This window comes from Gordonia araii NBRC 100433, from assembly GCF_000241265.1.
GTDB lineage: Bacteria > Actinomycetota > Actinomycetes > Mycobacteriales > Mycobacteriaceae > Gordonia > Gordonia araii.
Window position 1 is genome coordinate 1 of the sequence record NZ_BAEE01000035.1, and the last position, 21,610, is coordinate 21,610.

A 21,610-nucleotide genomic window follows, 5' to 3' on the forward strand; every position below is an offset into this window, starting at 1 on the left:
AATACGTCGCGCGCAGCGACCGCGGCCTGGTCCGCTCGAACAACGAGGACTCCGTCTACGCGGGCGCGCGTCTGCTCGCGCTCGCCGACGGTATGGGCGGCCACGCCGCCGGCGAAGTCGCCAGCCAACTCGTCATCCAGGCCATGCAGCCGCTCGACGACGACGAGCCGGGCGGCGACATCCTCGATCTGCTCCATCACGCGATGGATCTCGGCAACGACGCGATCGCCGCCCAGGTCGAGACCGACCCCGAACTCGAGGGCATGGGCACCACCCTGACCGCGCTGCTGTTCTCCGGAACGCGCGTCGGCTTGTGCCACGTCGGCGACTCGCGCGCCTATCTCTTCCGCGACGGCGAACTCTCGCAGATCACTCGCGACGACACCTTCGTCCAGGCCCTCGTCGACGAGGGCCGGATCAGCGCCGATCAGGCCCACACCCACCCGCAGCGCTCGCTGATCATGCGCGCGCTGACCGGATCCGAGGTCGAGCCGACGCTGACGATGCGCGAGGCGCGCGCCGGCGACCGGTACCTGCTCTGCTCCGACGGGCTCTCCGACGTCGTCTCCGAAGAGACCATCGCCGACACCGTCTCCTCGGTGGACGAGCCGGCGGCGTGCGCCGATCGGCTGATCGAACTCGCGCTCCGCGGCGGCGGGCCCGACAACGTGACCGTCATCGTCGCCGACGTCGTCGACACCGAGTTCGGCGAATCGCGCCCCATCGTGGGCGGTGCAGCGGGCGGCGACGGCGAGGCCGTCTACACCCCTGATCCGTCGTCGGCCGCCGGACGAGCCGCCGCGCTGCGCCCCGCGGCCGAGCCGGCCAAGACCCCGGCCGTCGACGAGCCCGAGCCCGCCCCGGTGTCCCACCGCCGGCGGTGGGTCGCCGTCGCGATCGTCGCGCTCCTCCTCGCCGGCATCGGCGTGGCCGGATGGGTCACCAACTCGAAGCTGCAGGCCAACCACTTCCTCAGCGTCGACGACGGGAACATCGTCATCTACCGCGGATCGCCCGACCCGGTCCTCCGCTTCAACCTCAACTCGCCGGCCGAACGCGTGTGCATCGACGACCTGGCCGCCGAGCAGCCGAAAATCACCTTCACCGCCGATCCCGGCGCGACGTGCAATCCGTTGCCCGTCGCGGCCCTCGCGGAGCTCGACCGGAACGCGGTGCGTGAAACCAAGGTGCGCGACCTGTCGCTGACCGACATGCACGAGCGCGTGCGCCACCTGAACCTCCTGCCGATGTGCACGCCGCGACCGGTCGGACCGCCCCCTCCGCCGCAACCCGGTCCGCCGGGCGCGCCGCTGCCACCGCCGCCGCCGCCGACCGTCACCGACGGACCCTGCCGGGGGGCCCGATGAGCGCCCCCTCGATCACCCCGGCCGCCGCGCCCGCAGCCGCCGCGACGAGCGACCGCGCCCGGCGCACCGAACTCGTCCTCATCGGCTTCGCCGTCGCGCTGGTGTCCGTCGCCCTGCTCCTGGTCGAGACAGCCCAGCGCCAGCAGCTGACCCTCGACGTCGTGAAGTACATCGGCGCCTACCTGGGGCTGTACCTCGTCGCACACATGGTGGTCCGGCGGTTCGCGCCCAACGCGGACCCGCTGATCCTGCCGATCGTCGCGATCCTCAACGGGCTGGGCCTGGTCCTGATCCACCGCCTCGACCTCGGCGCGGCGCGCGCGGGCGAATCGATCACCGGCGGCGTCGAGGTCAAGCACAACGCCGACCAGCAGATGCTGTGGACGTTGCTCGGGGTCGTCGCCTTCACGGCGGTACTCATCGTCATCCGCGACCACCGGACCATCGCGCGCTACGCCTACACACTCGGTTTCGGCGGCCTGCTCTTCCTGCTGATCCCGGCCGTGCTGCCCAGCTCGGTGTCGGAGATCAACGGGTCGAAGAACTGGATCGTCACCCCATTCTTCTCCATCCAGCCCGGCGAGTTCGCGAAGATCGCGCTCATCGTGTTCACCGCGGCCGTCCTGGTCGGCAAACGCGATCTCTTCACGACGGCGGGCAAACGCATCGGCCGGTTCGACGTGCCCCGCGCCCGCGACCTGGGACCTCTGCTGGTCGCCTGGGTCATCGCCATGGCCATCTTCGCGCTGCAGAACGACCTCGGCACGCCGCTGCTCATCTTCATGACGATTCTGACGATGCTCTACGTGGCCACCGACAAGATCGGGTGGGTCATCATCGGCCTCGTCCTGTTCGTCGCCGGCGCGGTACTCGCGTACACCGTCTTCAGCCACCTGCAGGTCCGCGTGCGAATCTGGCTCGACCCGTTCTCCTACGCGACGGAGGAGGGGTACCAGATCGTGCAGAGCCTGTTCGGGCTCGCCACCGGCGGCGTCTTCGGTACCGGGCTGGGTTCCGGGCGGCCCAACATCGTCCCCTTCGCCAACACCGACTTCATCGTCGCGACCATCGGCGAAGAACTCGGCCTGGTGGGCTTGGCCGCCGTGCTGTGCCTCTACCTGATCCTGGTCATGCGCGGACTGCGCGCCGGTGCCAGCGTCCGCGACAGCTTCGGCAAACTGCTCGCCACCGGGCTGGCCGCGACACTCGCGATCCAGTTGTTCGTCGTGGTCGGCGGAGTCACCAAGCTGATCCCGCTCACCGGATTGACCACCCCGTTCGTCTCCTACGGCGGGTCGTCGCTGCTGGCCAACTTCATCCTCGTCGCGCTGCTCATCCGCGTCTCCGACGCGGCTCGCGAACCCCAGCAGCGCAAACCGGCCGGGCCAGCGATCACCGCGATGCCCACCAGCGTCATCCCCACGGGGGGTGACCGATGAACAAGCCGATCCAGCGCGTCGGGCTCTTCGTGTGCCTGCTCGTCGTGGTGCTCCTGGCCAATGTCACCTACATCCAGGTGTTCCAGGCCGACAAGCTGCGCGCGGACCCGGGCAACGGGCGCGTGTTGCTCGACGAGTACGCAAGGCAGCGAGGGGCGATCACCGCTGGCAGCGACGTCGTCGCCAGGTCCGTGCCGTCGGACGGCACGCTCCCTTTCCTCCGCGCCTACCCGACCCAATCCGCCGCGGCCTTCGCCCCGGTGACCGGGTACTACTCGTTCCAGTACCGGAGCACCGGTATGGAACTGGCCGAGGATTCGATCCTCAACGGCAGCGACGACCGCCTGTTCGGGCAGCGCTTCATGGACATGTTCGCCGGCCGCGACCCCCGCGGCGGCAACGTGATGACGACGATCAACCCCCACCTGCAGCGCGTCGCCTACAACGCGTTGAGCAACGGCCGCTGCGACGGCCCGTGCCGCGGTGCTGTCGTCGCCATCGAGCCGAGCACCGGGAAGATCCTCGCGCTCGCCAGCACCCCGTCGTACGACCCGAACCTGCTGGCGAGCCACGACCGCGAGGTGCGCGAGCAAGCATGGGCCGAGTGGACGAACCCTCGCAACAAGGCGGATCCGATGCTGAATCGCCCCCTCGATCAGCTCTACCCGCCGGGATCGACGTTCAAGGTCATCACCACCGCGGCGGCCCTGCGCGACGGCCTCGACCCCAATCTGCGGCTCACCGCGGCCCGGTCGATCAACCTCCCCGGGTCCAACGCCTCTCTCACCAACTACGGCAACCGGACGTGCCCCGGCGCGGTCGATGGAACCGTGACGCTGGCCCAAGCGTTCCAGTACTCGTGCAACACAGCTTTCGTCGACCTCGTGCTCAACAAGATGAAGCTCGCCGAGACGACCCTCGGGGAGACGGCCAAGCGATTCGGGCTCGACGAGGCGACCACCGCGCTGCCGCTTCCGGTGCGCGCGAAATCCACGCTCGGCGATGTCAGCGACCGCGCCGCACTCGGCCAAGCGGCGATCGGACAGTACAACGTCCGCGTGTCCGCACTGCAGAACGCGATCATCGCCGCGACCGTGGCCAACGGCGGGGTGCGCATGCAGCCATACTTGGTCGATAAGCTACAAGCACCTGACCTTCGGACGCTGTACACCACATCGCCGACGACGGTCAACGAGCCGATCACCGCGGCGCAGGCGGCAACCCTGACTTCGTTGATGACCGATTCGGAACGACAATCGGGGGGCCCCGTCACCATCGCGTCGAAGACCGGTACCGCCGAGCACTCGGCCGGTCCGGCCAGCGACGAGGTGCCGTACGCCTGGTACATCGCATTCGGCCCGTCGACGAACGCGAGGATCGCCGTCGCGGTAGTGGTGGAGAACGGACAATTGGGCAGGGACACGACGGGCGCGACGGTAGCCGCGCCGATCGGCAGAGAAGTGATCAACGCAGCACTGGGAGGAGGTACCGGACGATGACGTTGCAACAGGGCACCGTGATCGCGGACCGCTACCGCCTCATGCGGCTGATCGCCACTGGAGGCATGGGGCAGGTCTGGGAAGCGCTCGACACCAGACTCAACCGGCGCGTCGCGGTGAAGGTCCTCAAATCGGAGTACTCGACCGACCCCGAGTTCATCGGCCGGTTCCGCACCGAAGCGCAGACGACGGCCCGCCTGAACAACCCCGGCATCGCCGGCGTCTTCGACTACGGCGAGACGCCCGACCGCAACGGCGGTCAGGCGCTGGCGTACCTGGTGATGGAACTCGTCGACGGCGAGCCGCTCAACGCCGTGATCTCTCGCATGGGCCGCCTTCCGGTGTCGAACACCCTCGACATGCTCGAGCAGACCGGCCGCGCCCTGCAGGCCGCCCACGAGCAGGGTCTGATCCACCGCGACGTGAAGCCGGGCAACATCCTGATCACCCCGGCCGGACAGGTCAAGATCACCGACTTCGGCATCGCGAAGGCCGCCGACGCCGCACCGGTGACGCAGACCGGCATGGTGATGGGCACCGCCCAGTACATCTCGCCCGAGCAGGCCAACGGCGACGAGGCGACCGCCGCGTCGGACGTCTACTCACTCGGCGTGGTCGGCTACGAGGCGCTGACCGGCCGGCGGCCGTTCCTCGGCGACGGCGCGATCACCATCGCGATGAAGCACATCCGGGAGACCCCGCCGCCGCTGCCGAGCAATCTGCCCGCGGAGGTCCGGGAACTCATCGAATCCACCCTCGCCAAGGATCCGACTCAGCGCTACGCCAACGGCGGCGAGTTCGCCGACGCCGTCGCGGCGGTACGCGCCGGTGAATCCGTGCCGCCGCCGACCACGGCGGGCATCGCCGCAGCGGGCGCCGCCGGTGGGCGAGCCGCAGCCAACGCCGCCACACCGGCCCGAAAGGCGGCCAAGCAGGCACCTGCCAAGGCGCCAGCCAGCGGCGGCTGGACCGGTGGGCAGAAAGCGCTCGCCGCGATCGCGGTGATGCTGCTGGTCACCGCGCTGGTCCTGGTCGGCTATCTCTTCACGCAGATGAACCAGACCACCGACGTGACGCCGTCGACCACCACGATTCGCCCGGCGCCGACCACCCCGACGACCACGTCGCGGCCGCCGACGACGACGCGCACGACGACACGTCCGCCGACGACGACCACCACCGAGGACGAGGACACGACGACGCAGGCACCGCCGCCGCAGACGAACCGTCCGCGCCCGCGCCCGCGTCCGGAGGACCTGCCGCCCGACCCGGGCGCGCCGACCGCCAAGTGGCCCCCGTTCCCGATCCCAGGGCTCCCCGGATAGCCGATGACGACGACGCCCCATCACCTGTCCGACCGCTACCAGCTGGGCGAAACGCTCGGCTTCGGTGGTATGTCGGAGGTTCATTTCGCCCGCGACCTGTTGCTGAACCGCGACGTGGCGATCAAGGTGCTGCGCGCCGACCTGGCGCGGGATCCCAGCTTCTACCTGCGTTTCCGCCGTGAGGCGCAGAACGCCGCCAAGCTGAATCACCCGACGATCGTGCAGGTCTTCGACACCGGGGAAGCCGAGACCGAGGACGGTCCGCTGCCGTTCATCGTCATGGAGTACGTCGAGGGCGAGACCCTGCGGGACATCCTGCGGGCTGACGGCCCGCTGTCGCCGCGGCAGGCGCTGACCTGGATGGCCGACGTCGCCGCCGCGATGGACTTCTCCCACCGAGCCTCGATCGTGCACCGCGACATGAAGCCCGCCAATGTGATGATCGACCGCACCGGCGCGGTCAAGGTCATGGACTTCGGCATCGCCCGCGCGATGAACGACACGTCGGCGACGATGACGCAGACGTCGGCGGTCATGGGCACCGCCCAGTACCTGTCCCCGGAACAGGCCCGAGGCCTGAAGGTCGATCCGCGCAGCGACATCTACTCGATGGGCTGCGTGCTGTTCGAGCTCCTGACCGGCGAGCCGCCGTTCACCGGGGATTCTCCGGTGGCCGTCGCCCACCAGCACGTCCACGAGGATCCACCGCTGCCCTCGGACCTGCGCGGTGACATCCCGCCCGAGCTGGACTCGGTGATCCTGAAAGCTATCAGCAAGAACCCGGCCAACCGGTACCAGAGCGCGGCGGAGTTCCGCGCCGACCTAATCCGCGTGTTGTCCGGCCAGCGTCCGGCGGCGCCGATGATCATGTCCGCGGCCGAGCGGACCGATCTCATCGACACCGGCCCGCGCGCGATGGTCCGCCCGACGCCGGGTGGGCGGCACGACACCGACGACGATTCCGGCCGGAACATCTTCCGGCAGCGACGGCTGCGCGCCGGCGCGATCATCGGGGCCGTCATCCTGCTCCTGGGCAGCCTGATCATCTTCCAGCCGTGGTCGGGTCCCGCCGCGCAGGTCAGCGTGCCCTCGGTCGAGCAGGTCCCCGAGCAGCCGGCCCAGGAGTTGCTCGAGCGCAGCGGGTTCCGTGTGAAAACCATGCAGGAGTCCAGCCTCGACGTGCCCGCCGGAATCGCGACGAGGACGACACCGGGCGCCGGCGTGTCCGCCGAGGAGGGCTCGGAGGTCACGCTGTACGTGTCAACGGGTCCGCAGCGTCAGAAGATCCCCGACGTGCGCGGCAAGACCCGCGCCGAAGCGGTCGAGGCACTGTCCATGCTCGGCTTCACCGTCGTCAAGACCGACAAGGTCGACTCACCACCGGACCTGCTGGACAAGGCGGTCAACACCACGCCTCCCGCCGGCACCGACACCGAGGTCAACGCGGTCGTCGTCGTCCACATCGGCGAGGGCCCGAAACAGGTCACCATCCCCGAGCTGGTGGGCGAGACCGAAGACCGCGCACGCACGATCCTCAAGCAACTCGGCGTGAAGATGACCGTGGTGCCGGGCGATTCGGAAATGCCTCGCGGCCAGGTGGTGACGACCTCCCCGCCGGCAGGGTCGACCATCGCCGCCGACGAGACGGTCACGGTCACCATCTCGCGCGGAAACATGTTCATCGTCCCCAACCTGATCGGCAAGACCCCCGGACAAGCGCGAGCGGCGCTCGCGGCCGCCGGCTGGCGGGTGTCGACGCTGACCCAGTCGACGCGCGGCCTGCCGCTGGGGCACCGCAGCGACGGCCGGGTCGTCGCGCAAGATCCGCCGGCGGGGTCGGCGATCCGCAAGGACGACGGCGTCAGCATCGTCGTCGGCCAGGGCCGCCTGATCGGCTAGGTCCAGCACCTTTTCGCCGACTGGGCACCCCACCTCCGCCGACTGGGCACCTCACCTCCGCCGACTGGGCACCTCACCTGCGGCGAGTGGGCACCCCACCCCCGCCGAGTGGGCAGCCACTCACCCATCAAAACCGGCCTGCGATGGTCTCGATACACCCGCTCGGCTAGCGCCTCGCCGGGCACTCGACCACCGAACAGACGCCGACCGTGCCCGGATTACCGCCCAGTGGGCACCTCACCCACGCCGACTGGGCAGCTACTCGCCAATGAAGACCGGCTTGCGATGGTCTCGATACACCCGACTCGGCTGGCGCCTCGCCGGGCACTCGACCACCGAATAGACGCCGACCGTGCCCAGACTTCCGCCGAGTGGGCACCTCACATGTGCCGAGTGGGCACCCGGCAGGCGGACGCGAGCCAGAAGCGGGCGCCTAGTCGAGCGCGGCGGCCAGCTGTTTCTCGAGCTGCCCGACCAACGTCTCGTCGACGTCGATCCCGCAGACAGCCAGCCAGTTCGCCAGCATGCGGTGGCCGCCCTCGGTCAGCACGCTCTCCGGGTGGAACTGGACCCCGTGAATCGGCAGATCCCGGTGCAGCATCGCCATCACTATTCCGCTTTCGGTGCGGCCGGTGACGGTCAGCTCGTCGGGGATGGTTTCCGGCAGCACGGTCAGCGAGTGGTACCGCGTCGCGGTGAACGGGCTGGGCAGTCCGCTCAGAACGCCTTCGCCGTCGTGGATGACGGTCGACGTCTTGCCGTGCAGCAATTCGGGGGCCCGGTCGACGGTGGCGCCGAACACCGCGCCGATCGCCTGGTGCCCCAGGCAGACGCCGAGCACCGGTGTCCGGGTGGTTCGCGCCGCACGGACCACGTCCATCGTCGCGCCCGCGCGTTCCGGCGTACCCGGTCCCGGACTGAGCAGAACGCCGTCGTAGCGGGTGATCGTCTCGGCCAGCGGAACGGCGGAGAGCCGGGGATCGTCGTTGCGCCAGACATCGACCGTCACGCCCAGCTGGCCGAGGTATTGCACCAGGTTGTAGACGAAACTGTCGTAGTTGTCGATCACGAGGATCCGGTTTTCCTGACTCACGTGGACAGGCTACCGCCCTGGCATGGGATAGTTGGAGTATGCCCAAGTCAAAAGTCCGCAAGAAGACTGACTACACGATCAACACCGCGAGCCGTACTCCGGTCAAGGTCAAGGCCGGGCCGTCGGGACTGGTCTACCAGAGCGTCATGTTCGGCCTGATGCTGCTCGGCCTGGTGTGGTTGGTGGTCTATTACCTCGCCGCGACGCCGACGACCTACGGAGGCGAAGGCCAGTTCCTACACTGGATGGCGAACCTCGGCCCGTGGAACTTCCTCATCGGATTCGCCCTGATGGTCGTCGGCCTGCTGATGACCATGAGGTGGCGCTGAACTTATCCACACTGTGGAAATAACATGTGTGTAATTCATCCACACTGTGGGTAACCCCTGTGGATAACTAGGCCGAGGAGGGTCGTTGCAAGCGTCCTGGTCAACACCGGTCGGACTGGGCTACGCCTTGCTGGCCGGCGCATTCGCGCTGGTCGCAGGCGCGCTGGCCGTCGGGCTCGACCCAGTCGGACTGGTTCTGATCCTGTTCGCCGCCGCCGGTCTGCTGTTCTTCGGCATCTCGGCGTTGCGTCTGCGGCCCCGGCTGGCGATCCACGACAACCTGCTCACCGTCCGCACGATCACCGGTCAGCGGTCGTACCCGCCCGAGGACGTCTACCGGATCCGGGTACTCACGCTGCGACACATCGGTCGGCGCAGTACCCAGCTGGAGATCGACCTCGCAACCGAGGAAACGAAGGCGGCCGACTCGTCACGCGACGCAGCGCGCCGCCGGGGACTTCCGCCGGATGACTCCCGCCTCGTCGTCTTCGGACGGTGGGACCTCGGCGCGGACCCGGCCGCGGTGGCGGAAACCCTGGCACAAGCCGGGTTCGCCGTCGAATACGACGGCGTGGAGTGAGCGACGCTGCGCGATCAGTGGCAGCGCTCAGTAGCAGTAGCGCCACTCCCAGCGGCGCGTCTGCTTGTTGTAGAAGCGGGCACGCTTCTTAGGCTGGCGGGACCGGTCTTCGGATCCCCACGTGCAGTTGTCACTGACGACTCGGCTGCCGCGCCGGAGCGGTATGAAGAACATCTCGCGCAAACTCCTCGTCGATCGGCGCTTTTCTGGCTCTTACCAGCAAAGGTAAGCGATCACCCGCCGCGTGCGCTGTCCTCTCCCTGCCAGATTGCTGTGAATAGTCGGGGCAAAGAAAGAACCCGGCTGCTCGCGCGGCCGGGTTCTCGGGAGCCTGTCGCTCAGGGAAGGATCAGTACCAGCCCCAGTAGTAGCGACGGTAGCGCGGGTCCCAGTAACGACGACGGCGACGGTGGCGGCGACGACGGTCCCACCGGTCGTGGCGGTCATAGTCACGGCCGCGTCCGTGGCCGTGGTCACCGCGACGGTGACGATCTGCAAAGCGCATGATGTGCTTCCTCTCATGAAAGGGCCGGCTTCAGCCGACTGAACGAAATATAGCCGTCACGGAGGTCGAATGGCTGGTTAACACCTGCAAGGTTCCTGTGAACCCCGGGCCGTTTCAGCCACGCAGATGCGGGGCCAGCACACCCAGGATGATCGCCAGCGCGAGAAGGGCGAACATGCCCAGCCACGCGGCCGCGTTCGCCCGGCGACGCAGTTCGATGGTCGGCGTCTGTCTCCCCATGACCAGCTCGGGCAGGTACAACGCCGCGACCGTCGCCAGAGTGCCAAACAGCAGCCCGCCCAGGTGACCGACCAGCGAGATGCCAGGGACCGAGATGGAGATGAAGATGTTGACCGCGATGATCGCGATCACTTGGCCGGCGGGCGCCTTGAACTTGAGGACGATGACGAGCATCGCCCCCATCAGCCCGTAGATGGCTCCGGAGGCACCCGCGGTCGCCGTGTTCGTCCCGGACAGCAGGGTGACCGCGGCGCTCCCGCCGAAAAGTGCAACCAGGTAGACCAACAGGAATCGCGCCGTGCCCAGGATCGGTTCGATAATCGTGCCGAGCAGAACCAGCGAGATCATGTTCACCGCGATGTGCATGATCGACAGATGCAGGAACCCCGACGTCAGAAGTCGCCAATACTCGTGATTGGCGATGTCGGTCGGCGTCAACGTCGAGTTGTTGAACACCGGCGAATCGACGTAGCCGTAGAAGTTCCCGGTGCCCGCCTGGTAGAAGCAGATCGCGAAGACCGCGACGTTCACGGCTACCAGGGCATAGGTCGCAATCGGCCGGGCCCGCGTGACTGCGGTGCCCGGCCGTGGCGTGGAGACGGTGATGGCTAGTCCTTCAGCTCGATCGAGTTGATGACGACGTCGTCGACGGGGCGGTCGCCCGGACCGGTCGCCGTCGTGGCGATCGCGTCGACGACCTTGCGCGACTCTTCGTCGGCAACCTCGCCGAAGATCGTGTGACGCCGGTTCAGGTGCTGCTGGGGTCCGACGGTGATGAAGAACTGCGAACCGTTGGTGCCGGGGCCGGCGTTGGCCATCGCCAGCAGGTACGGCTTGTCGAAGGACAGCTCCGGGTGGAACTCGTCGGCGAACTTGTAGCCGGGACCGCCGCGACCGGTGCCGGTCGGGTCGCCGCCCTGGATCATGAACCCGTCGATGACGCGGTGGAACACCGAGCCGTCGTAGAAGGGTCCGGAGTCGCCGCCGCTGGCGTTCGCCGTGCTGTACTCCTGGGAGCCGTCGGCCAATCCGGTGAAGTTCGCCACGGTCTTGGGGGCGTGGTTCGGGAACAGGGTCACGGCGATGTCGCCGCGATTGGTGTGGATGATCGCTGTATTCGTCACTCCTTCATCCAACCATCTCGTGCCGCCGGCGTGCGGCGGCGCACCCGAATCGACGACGGTCCAGTTGGCTGTAGCTGCGAGGTTTGGCAGGGTGTACGGCATGTCTTCCAAGTCAGTGATAGCTGCCGTCGTGGCAGCGATAGCGGTCGCCGTGGTCGTCGTCGCACGCCGTCGCCTCTCCGGTCCAGGCGCGACGCCCGTTGCGCCCGAGCCTCCTCGCGTCACCGACTTCACGCGCTGACACGCACCACCGGGTAGTTTTGCCACATGAGTTCACACGAGCGCAGCGATGATTCAACGGGCGACAGCCCGTTGAACAGACGGCCTGCGCCGACTCCCCCCGCCAATCCGCCGTCGGGGCCGCCTCCGGGCGGTCCGTCGGCGCCGCGCGGAAATAAGACACCTCGTACCCCCGCACCGGGATCCTCAGCTCCGGGCGGCTCGCGCCCCGCGGGCACTCGGGGACGAGCCTGGACCCCGGCACCACCACCGCCCGCTCGACGACGACCTGCCACCGGCGGACCGGGAGGTCCCCCGCGACGGCCCGGACCCGGCGCGCCAGCGGCACCCGGGCGTGGTCCCAGCGCCGCCAAGGCGCCCACCCCGCCGAAGTCACCTACTGGGACGCCTCCCCCGCCCGCGGCTCCGGCGCCCGGCAAGCCGCCGCCGGTTCCGTCGGCGACGAACCCGGATAGGCCGACGACGGTGATCCCTCCGATCGCCCCGCCGGCTCCCGCGCGCCCAGCGCCACCCGTTGCGCCGAAACCTCAGCCGGCACTGGGGCCGGGCCGATCATCCGGACCCGCCAAGCCGACCGGCCAGGCGCCCAAGCCGACCGGTCCGGCCACTCGCCCTCCGGAACCCCCGGTGTCGGGACCGCCCGCACCGGGCGGCGCCGCGAAGCCGCCGGCTCCCACTCGACCGCCTGCTCCGGCCAAACCGGTGAGTAGCACCGGCGCGAAGCCACACGCGGTGCCGGCTCCGACGACCACCACTGAAGTGAACAAGAACGCGATTCCAGCACTCATTTGCTCGTTCCTCGGCATCACCGCCCCGATCGGCGTCTTCCTGGGACGCAAGGCGCGCGCGGAGATCGCCCAGACCGGGGAAACCGGCGACGCCTACGCCGTCGCGGCGCTGGTGATCGGCTGGGCCTACATCACCGCGATCGTGTTGGGGTTGTGCACCTACCTGATCTTCGTGATCGGCGGCAGCTAAATCCTCAGCGTCGCGGCACCGGATACCGGTAGCGGTGCAGGTAGCCCTCGAGGCTGGTATTCGACGATCCGGTCGTCGGGGTGCCGGCATTAATCGGCGCCAGCGGCAGCAGCGCCTCGCCGGACACGACCGTGACCGCGGCGTTGTTGGGTGAGACCGGGTACTCCCAGCGTCCCCGGTTCGAATCGGTGATCCGGATGGCGATCCGGTGACCGGCGCGCACCAGCCAGTCGGTCGCGTAGAGCCGGAGCCGGGTGGATCCCGGGGCGAGCATTCCCACGTTCTGGGTGATCAACGTTGCGCGCCCGGCCGGATCGACGTCGTAGACGTCGACCGCGACGGGAGTCTTCTGGACCAGCGGGTCCGAACTGTTGTTGCGCACGCGGGTGTTCACTGTGACCCAGGGCGCACCGCTGATCCGGGCCGCGGTCGCCTCGGGCGGCAGCATCGTCCATACGCCGTTAGCGCTGTCGTCTTCGGTGTCCTGCGCGAGCTGCGCGCCGGCGGGGACGGCATCGACCTGGGTGGCCAGCCAGCGACCGCGTACCCGCACTTTCGTCGCGACCTGCTTGCCGTCGTGCCGGTAGGTACCCGTTCTCAGCTCGACCTTGCGCACTGCCGAACGCAACGGCCACGACGGCTGCGTCCGCCAGGCCCCGGTGTTGTCCTGGACGTAGAACCCAGTCGGCGCCGCTCCCTCGTTCTTGAGATGGCGGTCGAAGAACTGGGCGACCTGGACGAGGAAGTCGCGGCGTCCGGTCGACGACCGGTCCGTCGCAGCACCCATCATCGTCGTGCGGTCGGTGTCGTTGCCGCGCACGTGGTCCCACATGCCGAGCCACCCGTTGACCGGGCCGCTGTGATAGCGCAACGCCTCGGCGAGACCGTCGGCCGCCGTGTTCTGATCGATGAAGCCCTGCGAGAGGAAGATCGGCACCGTCGACCCGCTCAGCGGTTCGAGGATCCGGCGATGCTTCCAGTAGCGGTCGTCGGGCGACGCGTTCTGCTGCGCCGCGAGCGCAGCCAGATTGCACGTCGGGTTGACGATGTTGGCAGCCGAGCGCGCCGCGTACTCGCGGAACTGCAAATCGTTGAAGTTGGTTGGCGGGGGGTTCACCGAGGTATAGATCAACGACAGCGGGGTCCTGCTCCGCGTCGTGCGCGGCACGCCGTTGCCGTACAGGTAGCGGTACCAGTCGTAGACGGGCTCCTGCGCGACGACGCCGGCTAGCCCAGGAATGCGCATGCCGGCGGCAATGAGTCCGGTGACGCCGTCGTAAGACTTCCCGTACATCGCGACACGGCCCGACGACCACTTCCGGGTCGCCGCCCACCGGACCGCGGTGCGGATGTCGGAGCGGTCGACGGGTCCGCTGTTGTCCGGGCATCCGGTGCTGCCGCCGAACCCTCGCAGGTCGACGAAGACCACGGCGTATCCGCGCTTCAGTAACCTGGCGCCCTCGATAAGGTCGTTGTAGCGGTCGGCGGGCTGCCGTCCGCCCGATCTCGGCGAGTAGTGCTGGAAATACGGTCCCATCGCCAGGACGACGGGAACGCGTCCCGACCGACGAGCCGGGAGCAGCACATCGGCATAGAGCCGCGCGCCGCCGGTGGTGGGTATGTGGGCGCCGTACCAGCGACCGTCACGTACCTTCCCGAGAAGTCCGGTGACCGGTTCGGCGTGCGCCGCCGGCGCCGTCAGACTCGGGGCGATCATCGCGAAAGCACCGACCAAAGCACCGGCCCACAGCAGCGCCGTCCGGCGCCGTGACCGATGTTGGGCAGGCATGGGTGCCACAGTAACGGACGTGCGATGGACCGACCCCTCCCCATCTCCGTGTCGGGGCGAAGGTCAGCGCGACGGCGCCGCGAGCACTTCCAGATAGTGCGGGCTGTACATCAAGCCGATCACGTTGCCGAACGGATCGGCGACGGTCGCCGTGACCGGTGCCCGCCACGGCCACGTCGCCTGAGGATTGGGCGGTCGCGTTCCATCACCGAGCACCGGCTTGGGTCCGGATACTGGCCGGGGCATCCGATGACGTACCCGGCCTGGTCACCGCTCGGGGCGAGAACTGGGTGCTGCTCGAAGAGGTCGAGTCGCTAATGACCACCCAGTACGTCTGCCAGGTCGCCGGCGACAGAGTCACGCTCGCCTTCTTCATCGAGTACCACCGTCGTGCGGCCCGGTTCGTGTGGCCGCCGATCTCGCTGCTCCACCGTCGAGTCGCCGTCGTCACGATGCGGCGAGTCGTCGCCGACGTCGCCGCACGAGCTCACGAGCCGGCGGAGCGTACCGATGCCGCCGGGTGAGATCGGCGAACAGAACCCGCCCAGAAGGTCGCTTCGATTGAGCAGCGGCGAGGTCGAGTACGTCGACACCGGCGGGACCGGTGATGCGGTCGTGCTCCTCCACGGCGCACTGATGGACGAGGCGTTGTGGCTACCAGTCGTCGAGCGGCTCGCGCCGCGCTGGCGCTGCATCGTCCCCGTGCTCCCGCTGCGTTCCCACGGCAGCCTCGCACTGAACCGCGCCCTCATGGCGGCGGGCCTCGTCGACCGGCTTCAGGTAACGATCTTCCCGGTCATCAGCGGCCGGACCGGGGACGCGCCGATCTTCGCCGGCGCCGACGACTTCGACCTGGAGCTGATCGAGCAGCACACACTCGACGGCCGCATCCAAGAACTCGTCTACCGGCCCGCGCTGCACGGCTGACCAGACGAGAGTGTCGTACCCCGGTTGTACCGTTTGTCGTATGCCACAGCCCCTCACTCGCATTGATTCTGTCGTGTTCCCCGCGCGCGACCTGGACGCGTCGATCGCCTTCTGGTCGGCGGCGTTGGGGCGCGAGCCGGACTTCCGCTCCGATGATTTCGCCAGCTTCTCCACGGAGACCGTCTCGATCGGCCTGACCAAGCTGCCGTGGGTGGATGAACCGGTTGTCTTCTGGGACGCCGACGACGTCGACAACGCTCATCGGCAGCTGTCCGAACTCGGCTCGTCCACCCTCGTCGAGGTCGCCGACGGTTCCCTCGCCCCACTCGGCGAGGGGCAACCGGTCGACGGCGTGGACCCGAACACCGGCGTGGTCGACGTTCCGGGCGCGAAGCTCGCCGTCCTACGCGCACCCGACAACACGTTGATCGCACTGAACCAGGCGGTCGAAGGCGGGTGGTGAAGGCGGCACGCCTGAGCCGTCGCGTCCTCAATCGCGCCACACTGCACCGGCAGTGGTTGCTGGAACGACAGGATCGGCCCGCGCTCGACGCGATCGAGCACCTCGTCGGCATGCAGGCGCAGGTGCCGTTGGCGCCCTACGTCGGGCTGTGGTCGCGGCTGGTCGGATTCGAGACCGGCGATCTCGCGTCGCTGATCGAGAACCGGCAGGCCGTCCGCGGCGGAGCGATGCGCGCGACGATCCATCTGATGTCCAGTCGGGACTTCCTGGGGATCCGTCCATTGGTTCAGCCGTGCCTGGACCGCGAGGTCTTCCAGAACGCGACGTATGGGCGCGAACGCCTGGAGGGCCTCGACGTCGACGAGGTGCTGGCCGTCGGCGAGGCACTGATGGCTCAAGCACCACGCACTGCGGCCGAGCTTCGGGAGAAGCTGGCTCCGCGATGGCCCGATCGAGACCCTGCCGCGCTCGCCCACGCGGTGCGCTGTCTGCTGCCCGCGATCCAGGTTCCTCCGCGAGGGATCTGGGGCAAGAGCGGAAACCCCACGATGTCGACCGCCTCGCTATGGCTGGGCCGCCAGGTGAGGGCGATGCCGATCGACGACGTCGTGCTCCGGTATTTCGCGGCGTACGGCCCCGCCCAGGTGCGGGACGTCCAAGCATGGTGCGGTCTCACCAAGCTCGGCGAGGTCGTCGACCGGCTTCGCCCGCAGCTGCGGGCGTATGTCGACGATGCCAGTGGCCGGGAACTCTTCGACCTTGCTGAGACGGACCTCCCCGCCGAGGAGACGCTCGCACCAACCCGGTTTCTGCCCGAGTTCGACAACCTGCTGCTCTCGCACGCCGACCGGTCGCGGTTCATCGAAGACACCCCGCGCGGACGCCTGTTGATCAAGGAGCGCATGAGTCGGGGCGCGGTGCTCTACGACGGTCGAGTCGCCGCACTCTGGAAGCTTCATCGCACCGGCGGCAAGTTTCTGGAGGTCGAGCCCGTCGTCCGGCTCTCCGGTGCAGCGCGCGAAGATATCGAGCGCGAAGGATATGAGCTGCTGAGCTTCGCCGTACCCGACGAGGATCTGCCGGTGAGATTCATCGGATCGTGACACTCGCCTTCACGGCCGCTCGTGCTAGTTTCTGATCATGCGGCCGTCCGCCCCCGTGGAGACCGCCGATCCCGCGCCGATCGCGTGGATCGCGCTCGTACCCATTCTCGTTCTGAGCGCGGTCGTCGCCGCGTTCAGCGCGAGCAGGTATCACCTGTTCGGCGACGAGCTGTACTTCATCGCCGCCGGCCACCACCTGTCCGTGAGTTACGCCGACCAGGGTCCGGTTCTGCCGCTGCTGGCGCTCCTCGGCGACGCGATGCCTGGCGATTCACTGATTCTGTTCCGGCTGCCGTCGCTGGTCATCACCCTGATCGGGATCCTGTTGTCGGCGTTGATCGCCCGGGAGATGGGCGGCGGTCGTTTCGCGCAGGCATTGGCGGCGGGCGCGTACGCCACGTCCACCTTCCTGCTGCTGCAGTCCTCGCTGCTCGCCACCAACGCGATCGATACCCCGCTGTGGGTGGCGATCACCTGGCTGCTGGTGCGCTGGGTTCGCACTCGGCAAGACTGGCTGTTGTTCGCGGCGGGCGTGGTGACCGCGATAGACATGCAGGTCAAGTGGTTGATCCCGGTGTTCTGGGTGTGTGTAATCGTCGCCTCGCTGGTCTGGGGCCCACGAGACCTCCTGCGTCGGCCCGCGCTGTGGGCCGGCGGCGCGTTCACCGTGGTCACCATGATTCCCGCCCTGCTCTGGCAGGCGCAGCGCGGCTGGCCGTACCTCCAGCTCACCGATCAGGTCGCCGAAGAAAGTCAGTACGCGGGCGGACGCGTCGCCTTCATCCCGATCATGCTGCTCACCGCCGGCGTGCTCGGCTGCGTTCTCCTGCTCTACGGCCTCTACGCCCTCTTGCGGTCGCACCGGCTCCGGCCGTACCGGTTCCTGGCACCCGCGTTCATCCTGCTGGTGATCGTCTTCATCATCACCGCGGGTCGGCCGTACTACCCCGGCGGCATGCTGCCGGTGATCATCGCCGCCGGAGCCGTCGCCTTCGAGACGCTTCCCAGGCCGAGGCTGTGGCTGGCGGTGACCGTGCCCCTGTCGATCCTCGCGGTCGGTTCCATCGTCGTGAGCCTGCCCTTCACGCCCGAATCCGAGATCGCGGAGCCGAAATCGGTGATGGAAGCGGGCATGCTGATCTCCGTCTACGGCCAATTCGGCTGGCCGGAGCTCACCAGTGCCGTCGAGCAATCGATCGCGGAATTACCCGACGGCGAACGGCCGCAGGCGATCGTCACGAGTTCGTACTGGCAGGCGGCCGCGCTCGCCTACTACGGCACGGGCCTGCCACCGGTGTATAGCCCGAGCCGTGGGTACGGATTCTTCGGTGAGCCTGCGGACTCGGCCACGACGGTGCTCCGCGTCGTCAGCTCTGACGCCGCGCTTCAGGACCACATGTGCGATCGGTCGCGCACGGTCCGGCGGTTCGATCACCGGATCGGCTTTCCCACCGTGTCGACCGAGGTGGACATTCGCCTCTGCCATCCCCGGGCTCCGTGGTCGACGCTGTGGCCGGAGCTGCGCCGCATGTGAGATCAGGGTGTCGATCCGGTGCTGTGACAATTCACGTCGGAAGTCGGACCGGCATCAGTATGTGACGGTCCGTGTTCGTGCGCGGCTCGGGCCGAAAGGTGGCCGCTCGGGTGGGGCCGTTCAATCCGATGGTCGTCGTCGCCGAGTCAGACGCGCCGAGCGCGTCGATCAGGAACTTGGCGTTGAAGGCAACGGTGGTCGGTTCTCCGCTCACCGAGCACGGCAACATCTGCCGCGCCCGGCCGTCGGTCGGTCCGCCGGCCGTCAGTTCGACGGAAGAATCCGAGACCGCGAGGAGTATCTGCGCGTGCCCGGTTGCCATCAGCGCCACCCGCTTCACGGCTGTCGTCAGCTCGCTGGTGCTAACGGACGCCGACGTCGAGTAGTCCTCGATCAAGTGCCGGTCGTAGGGCGCGAACTGCTGGTCCATGAGGCGGAGGGTGCGATGCGACGCTTCGCTGCGGAGCCCCAGCACGCCGTCACCCGAGCTGGCGGCGACGTTGATCTCGGCACACTGCAACGTCCGTACCGCTTCGCTGAGCGCCTTCGCTGGGACGACGACACTATGGACCTGCTGTTCGCCGGCGATGCGTGCGCCCGGTGACCACCCGACGTCCCTGATGCCGATTCGGAATCGGTCGGTAGCGACCAGGCGAAGGTGTGACGGATGGAATTCGACCTTGACTCCGGTGAGCATCGGCAGAGTGTCGTCCTTGCCGGCGGCGCTAGTCACCGCCTGGACCGCATCGTCGAGTTCTCGGCCTGCGACGGTTCCGATCACGTCGGGGACGGGCGGCAGGGCAGGGTAGTCGTCGATGGGCAGGAGAGGCAGGGTGAAGGCGATCTCCTCGCATCCGACGTGAAGGTCCGTGGCGTCGGTGAATACCTCGACCGGATGCGTCGGTGGGAGTAGTCGCGCCACTTCCGCGAGGAGTCGGCCGGAGACCAGGGCGGAGCCCGCCTCGACGACCGCGGTTGCGGTGCCCGACGCTCGCGCCGCCACCTCGAAGTCGTACACCGAAGCGGTGACCCGATCGGTGTCCGCGGCACTGATCTCGACCGCCGCCAAGAGAGGAAGCGGCGGTCGCCGAGGAATCGCCGGCGCAACATTCACCAGGAGCTCCTCGAAAGTTCGCTGCTCGATGCGGAACTTCACGACTCGCCCTCCTCGCCGGTGCGGACCTCGAGGCGGTGGACCAGCGCGCTAGCACGAGCGTGTGCCGCCTGCTTGGACCGAAACCCGAGTACCTGGGCGATCACGCTCCAGGAGTGACCGTTGTCGCTCGCGGCACGCATAAGCGCCAGCTCCAGTCGATCCAGGTCACTTCGCGCGGCTTGGAGGGTTATCGCCGCCGCGGACAGCACGTCCAGGGGAAGGTCGCCTTCTGCCGCGGCGGTCTCGACCGCGGTTTGTACCAGCGAGGCTCGGTCACCGATCGAGTCGGAATCGCTCCGTCGTCGGCCCCATGATTGGAGAAGTTCGTCGTCGCCGGTGTCCACAGGCTAAGCGTAGACGCTCGTCAAAAAAACTTTGACGCTTGGTCTTGTGGTGCCCGCCGAGCCGACGGTGGCACGGCTCACGCCAGGTGGATCGATGGGTCGCCAGCGATGGCAATCGCTGTGGTCTCGAACACGATGGGTGCGTCCCTCGCTTTCACAGAACCACGCGAACAAGCACTCGAACGAAACGATTCGTCATCGGCTACACTTACGTGTGTACGTTTCGTATCAACGGAGGTGGCGGTAATGTCGACGGTGAGACCGGGCGCCGCCGAGGAGGCCGGCCTGTCGCGCAGTGGGCTGTATCGCGCTGCGCGTGAGGGACGATTGGAGCGGATCGCTCGCGGGATCTACCTGCCTGCGGATGCACCGGCGGCAGACTGGGACTGGATCGAGGCCGCGACCCGTCGCCCGGATGCGACGATCTGCTTGGCGTCCGCGCTCGCGCATCATGAGTTGACTGATGCTATCCCCGTCGCGTTGGATGTCGCCATCCCGCGCGGGGCGCGTACGCCGGCGAGCACTGGCGCGATCGCGTGGCATCAGTTCGACCGGCCAACGTTCGAGATCGGCCGCGAGGAGATCCCGATTCCGGGCACAGACCAGGCGATCGGGATCTACTCGCCCGAGCGATCGATCGCCGATGCGTTTCGGCTGCGCGGCGAGGTCGGGTACGAGTTGGCGCGGGAGTCGTTGAAGGAGTGGCTGCGCCGTGGTGGGAAACCGGCCCGGCTGATCGAGATCGCCTCTCGGCTTCCTCGGGCGAAGTCTCCCCTCCTCCAGACATTGGAAGCGCTGGCATAAGCGTTGACGATGAGGTGTTCCGCCGCATCCAGTTTGCGGCGCGCTCGGCAGCGGCGAAGGCCGGGACGGGTGCGCCGACGCAGGAGTATCTGATCCGGCACACGCTGGAGTCGTTCCTGGACCGGCTCACTCGCACCGCCCATGCCGAGGACTTCGTCCTCAAGGGCGGGATCCTGCTGGCCGCCTACGGCGTACGGCGCCCAACGAAGGACGCGGACGCGAACGCCATCGGAGCAGACGTCACCGCTGACCACCTGATTGCCGTCGTTCACGACATCGCCGCCGTCGAGACCGATGACGGGGTGGTGTTCGATCTCGGCTCGATCAGCGTGCAGGAGATCCGCGAACACGCCGACTACCCCGGTTCCGCGTGCGGGTCGGTGCGTCGATCGGGCCGTGGAAGGGCACCGCTGCGTGGGACGTCTCCACTGGAGATCCGATCGTGCCCGCCCCGCGGCAGGTGCGCATCGACCGCGTCTTGGGCGACCCGATCGTGCTGCTCGGCTACGCGCCCGAGACCACGATCGCCGAGAAGGGCGTCACCATCCTGGAGCGGGGAATCACCAGCACGAGGTGGCGTGACTACGTCGACATCGTCCAACTCGCCCGGCAAGGCATTGACACCGATGAACTGCTCCACTCAGCGAGGGCCGTCGCCCGCTACCGGGGTGTCACCCTCGAACCCATCGCACCGCACATGGTCGGCTACGGGAAGATCGGCCAGGCCAAGTGGGCCGCCTGGCGCCGCAAAGAACGACTGGAAACGGTCTGCGAAGCAGACCTCGACCAGCAGATGGCGCTGGTGGCCTCCTACCTGGATCCCGTGTTCAACCGCGGTGTCGCCCCACCACCTCGCTCATAGCGCGTATGGG

The 21,610-nt window shown here is 68.1% G+C and carries 23 protein-coding genes and 2 pseudogenes; 16 read left to right on the forward strand and 9 right to left on the reverse strand.

The window, feature by feature from the left end; all coding sequences use genetic code 11:
* From GOARA_RS05480 to pknB, 5 genes are all read left to right on the forward strand, one after another.
* Positions 1-1,367: PP2C family protein-serine/threonine phosphatase (locus GOARA_RS05480; RefSeq protein WP_138947559.1), on the forward strand; the 1,367-nt coding region annotated here is incomplete at its 5' end.
* Complete coding sequence (locus GOARA_RS19260; protein ID WP_007321324.1) at positions 1,364-2,806, forward strand: FtsW/RodA/SpoVE family cell cycle protein; 1,443 nt, start codon at positions 1,364-1,366, stop codon at positions 2,804-2,806. The genes GOARA_RS05480 and GOARA_RS19260, both read left to right, overlap by 4 nt.
* Positions 2,803-4,305, forward strand: a complete 1,503-nt coding sequence (locus GOARA_RS05490; RefSeq protein WP_007321325.1) for a penicillin-binding transpeptidase domain-containing protein — start codon at positions 2,803-2,805, stop codon at positions 4,303-4,305. The genes GOARA_RS19260 and GOARA_RS05490 overlap by 4 nt, the downstream gene beginning before the upstream one ends.
* A complete protein-coding gene (locus GOARA_RS05495; protein WP_007321326.1) occupies positions 4,302-5,630 on the forward strand; it encodes a protein kinase domain-containing protein in 1,329 nt (442 codons plus the stop codon). The genes GOARA_RS05490 and GOARA_RS05495 overlap by 4 nt, the downstream gene beginning before the upstream one ends.
* Positions 5,631-5,633: 3 nt before the next feature.
* Positions 5,634-7,529: a Stk1 family PASTA domain-containing Ser/Thr kinase gene (gene pknB / locus GOARA_RS05500; RefSeq protein WP_007321327.1), complete on the forward strand. Its 1,896-nt coding sequence runs from the start codon at positions 5,634-5,636 to the stop codon at positions 7,527-7,529.
* A gap of 433 nt (positions 7,530-7,962) precedes the next feature.
* On the opposite strand, the gene GOARA_RS05505 is transcribed toward pknB, so the two are convergent.
* Positions 7,963-8,622 (reverse strand): aminodeoxychorismate/anthranilate synthase component II, encoded by a 660-nt coding sequence (locus GOARA_RS05505; RefSeq protein ID WP_007321328.1) that lies wholly within the window; start codon positions 8,620-8,622, stop codon positions 7,963-7,965.
* A gap of 38 nt (positions 8,623-8,660) precedes the next feature.
* Here GOARA_RS05505 and crgA point away from each other — a divergent pair, with 38 nt between their 5' ends.
* Positions 8,661-8,951: a cell division protein CrgA gene (crgA, locus tag GOARA_RS05510; RefSeq protein WP_007321329.1), complete on the forward strand. Its 291-nt coding sequence runs from the start codon at positions 8,661-8,663 to the stop codon at positions 8,949-8,951.
* Between the two features lie 85 nt (positions 8,952-9,036).
* Positions 9,037-9,531, forward strand: coding sequence for a PH domain-containing protein (locus GOARA_RS05515; protein ID WP_007321330.1), 495 nt, complete (start codon positions 9,037-9,039; stop codon positions 9,529-9,531).
* 349 nt (positions 9,532-9,880) lie between these two features.
* Here GOARA_RS05515 and GOARA_RS20155 read toward each other — a convergent pair whose 3' ends face one another.
* From GOARA_RS20155 to GOARA_RS05525, 3 genes are all read right to left on the reverse strand, one after another.
* Positions 9,881-10,036: a hypothetical protein gene (locus GOARA_RS20155; protein ID WP_170265571.1), complete on the reverse strand. Its 156-nt coding sequence runs from the start codon at positions 10,034-10,036 to the stop codon at positions 9,881-9,883.
* A gap of 114 nt (positions 10,037-10,150) precedes the next feature.
* Complete coding sequence (locus tag GOARA_RS05520; protein ID WP_007321331.1) at positions 10,151-10,807, reverse strand: rhomboid family intramembrane serine protease; 657 nt, start codon at positions 10,805-10,807, stop codon at positions 10,151-10,153.
* 77 nt (positions 10,808-10,884) lie between these two features.
* Entirely contained in the window at positions 10,885-11,400 is a 516-nt protein-coding gene (locus GOARA_RS05525; protein WP_007321332.1) for a peptidylprolyl isomerase, read from the reverse strand.
* Between the two features lie 100 nt (positions 11,401-11,500).
* Between GOARA_RS05525 and GOARA_RS20160 the strand changes: the two genes are divergently transcribed.
* Positions 11,501-11,641 carry a hypothetical protein gene (locus GOARA_RS20160; protein WP_170265573.1) on the forward strand — a complete coding sequence of 47 codons (141 nt, stop codon included), beginning with the start codon at positions 11,501-11,503 and terminating at the stop codon, positions 11,639-11,641.
* 526 nt (positions 11,642-12,167) lie between these two features.
* Here GOARA_RS20160 and GOARA_RS20165 read toward each other — a convergent pair.
* Entirely contained in the window at positions 12,168-12,392 is a 225-nt protein-coding gene (locus GOARA_RS20165) for a hypothetical protein (RefSeq protein ID WP_170265575.1), read from the reverse strand.
* Positions 12,393-12,399: 7 nt separating this feature from the next.
* Between GOARA_RS20165 and GOARA_RS20170 the strand changes: the two genes are divergently transcribed.
* A complete protein-coding gene (locus tag GOARA_RS20170) occupies positions 12,400-12,618 on the forward strand; it encodes a DUF4190 domain-containing protein (RefSeq protein ID WP_050947170.1) in 219 nt (72 codons plus the stop codon).
* Between the two features lie 4 nt (positions 12,619-12,622).
* Here GOARA_RS20170 and GOARA_RS05535 read toward each other — a convergent pair whose 3' ends face one another.
* Together GOARA_RS05535 and GOARA_RS20525 are read right to left on the reverse strand one after the other, a co-directional pair.
* Positions 12,623-14,407: a CocE/NonD family hydrolase gene (locus GOARA_RS05535; RefSeq protein ID WP_040521873.1), complete on the reverse strand. Its 1,785-nt coding sequence runs from the start codon at positions 14,405-14,407 to the stop codon at positions 12,623-12,625.
* A gap of 63 nt (positions 14,408-14,470) precedes the next feature.
* Positions 14,471-14,653, reverse strand: a complete 183-nt coding sequence (locus GOARA_RS20525; protein ID WP_007321336.1) for a hypothetical protein — start codon at positions 14,651-14,653, stop codon at positions 14,471-14,473.
* Positions 14,654-14,724: 71 nt separating this feature from the next.
* Here GOARA_RS20525 and GOARA_RS05540 point away from each other — a divergent pair, with 71 nt between their 5' ends.
* The 5 genes and pseudogenes from GOARA_RS05540 to GOARA_RS05560 all read left to right on the forward strand — a co-directional run bounded on the left by GOARA_RS05540 (position 14,725) and on the right by GOARA_RS05560 (position 18,434).
* A complete protein-coding gene (locus GOARA_RS05540) occupies positions 14,725-14,931 on the forward strand; it encodes a hypothetical protein (protein WP_211599491.1) in 207 nt (68 codons plus the stop codon).
* Positions 14,932-15,112: 181 nt separating this feature from the next.
* A pseudogene (locus GOARA_RS19760) lies at positions 15,113-15,334 on the forward strand (dihydrofolate reductase family protein); the annotation flags it as partial.
* A 40-nt stretch (positions 15,335-15,374) separates the two neighbouring features.
* Positions 15,375-15,797: a VOC family protein gene (locus tag GOARA_RS05550; RefSeq protein ID WP_007321339.1), complete on the forward strand. Its 423-nt coding sequence runs from the start codon at positions 15,375-15,377 to the stop codon at positions 15,795-15,797.
* The gene (locus tag GOARA_RS05555) at positions 15,794-16,900 is read left to right on the forward strand and encodes a winged helix DNA-binding domain-containing protein (protein ID WP_007321340.1); all 1,107 of its coding nucleotides are present in this window, start codon (positions 15,794-15,796) and stop codon (positions 16,898-16,900) included. The genes GOARA_RS05550 and GOARA_RS05555 overlap by 4 nt, the downstream gene beginning before the upstream one ends.
* Before the next feature lie 37 nt (positions 16,901-16,937).
* Entirely contained in the window at positions 16,938-18,434 is a 1,497-nt protein-coding gene (locus tag GOARA_RS05560) for an ArnT family glycosyltransferase (protein WP_007321341.1), read from the forward strand.
* A 31-nt stretch (positions 18,435-18,465) separates the two neighbouring features.
* Here the strand turns inward: GOARA_RS05560 and dnaN are convergent, their stop codons facing one another.
* Together dnaN and GOARA_RS05570 are read right to left on the reverse strand one after the other, a co-directional pair.
* Positions 18,466-19,590 carry a DNA polymerase III subunit beta gene (gene dnaN / locus GOARA_RS05565; RefSeq protein ID WP_007321342.1) on the reverse strand — a complete coding sequence of 375 codons (1,125 nt, stop codon included), beginning with the start codon at positions 19,588-19,590 and terminating at the stop codon, positions 18,466-18,468.
* Complete coding sequence (locus GOARA_RS05570; RefSeq protein ID WP_007321343.1) at positions 19,587-19,934, reverse strand: hypothetical protein; 348 nt, start codon at positions 19,932-19,934, stop codon at positions 19,587-19,589. The genes dnaN and GOARA_RS05570 overlap by 4 nt, the downstream gene beginning before the upstream one ends.
* A gap of 108 nt (positions 19,935-20,042) precedes the next feature.
* Here GOARA_RS05570 and GOARA_RS05575 point away from each other — a divergent pair, with 108 nt between their 5' ends.
* Positions 20,043-20,738, forward strand: a complete 696-nt coding sequence (locus tag GOARA_RS05575) for a type IV toxin-antitoxin system AbiEi family antitoxin domain-containing protein (protein ID WP_245548362.1) — start codon at positions 20,043-20,045, stop codon at positions 20,736-20,738.
* Between the two features lie 14 nt (positions 20,739-20,752).
* Positions 20,753-21,600, forward strand: a pseudogene (locus GOARA_RS20825) (nucleotidyl transferase AbiEii/AbiGii toxin family protein).
* The last annotated feature ends 10 nt before the right edge of the window (positions 21,601-21,610 follow it).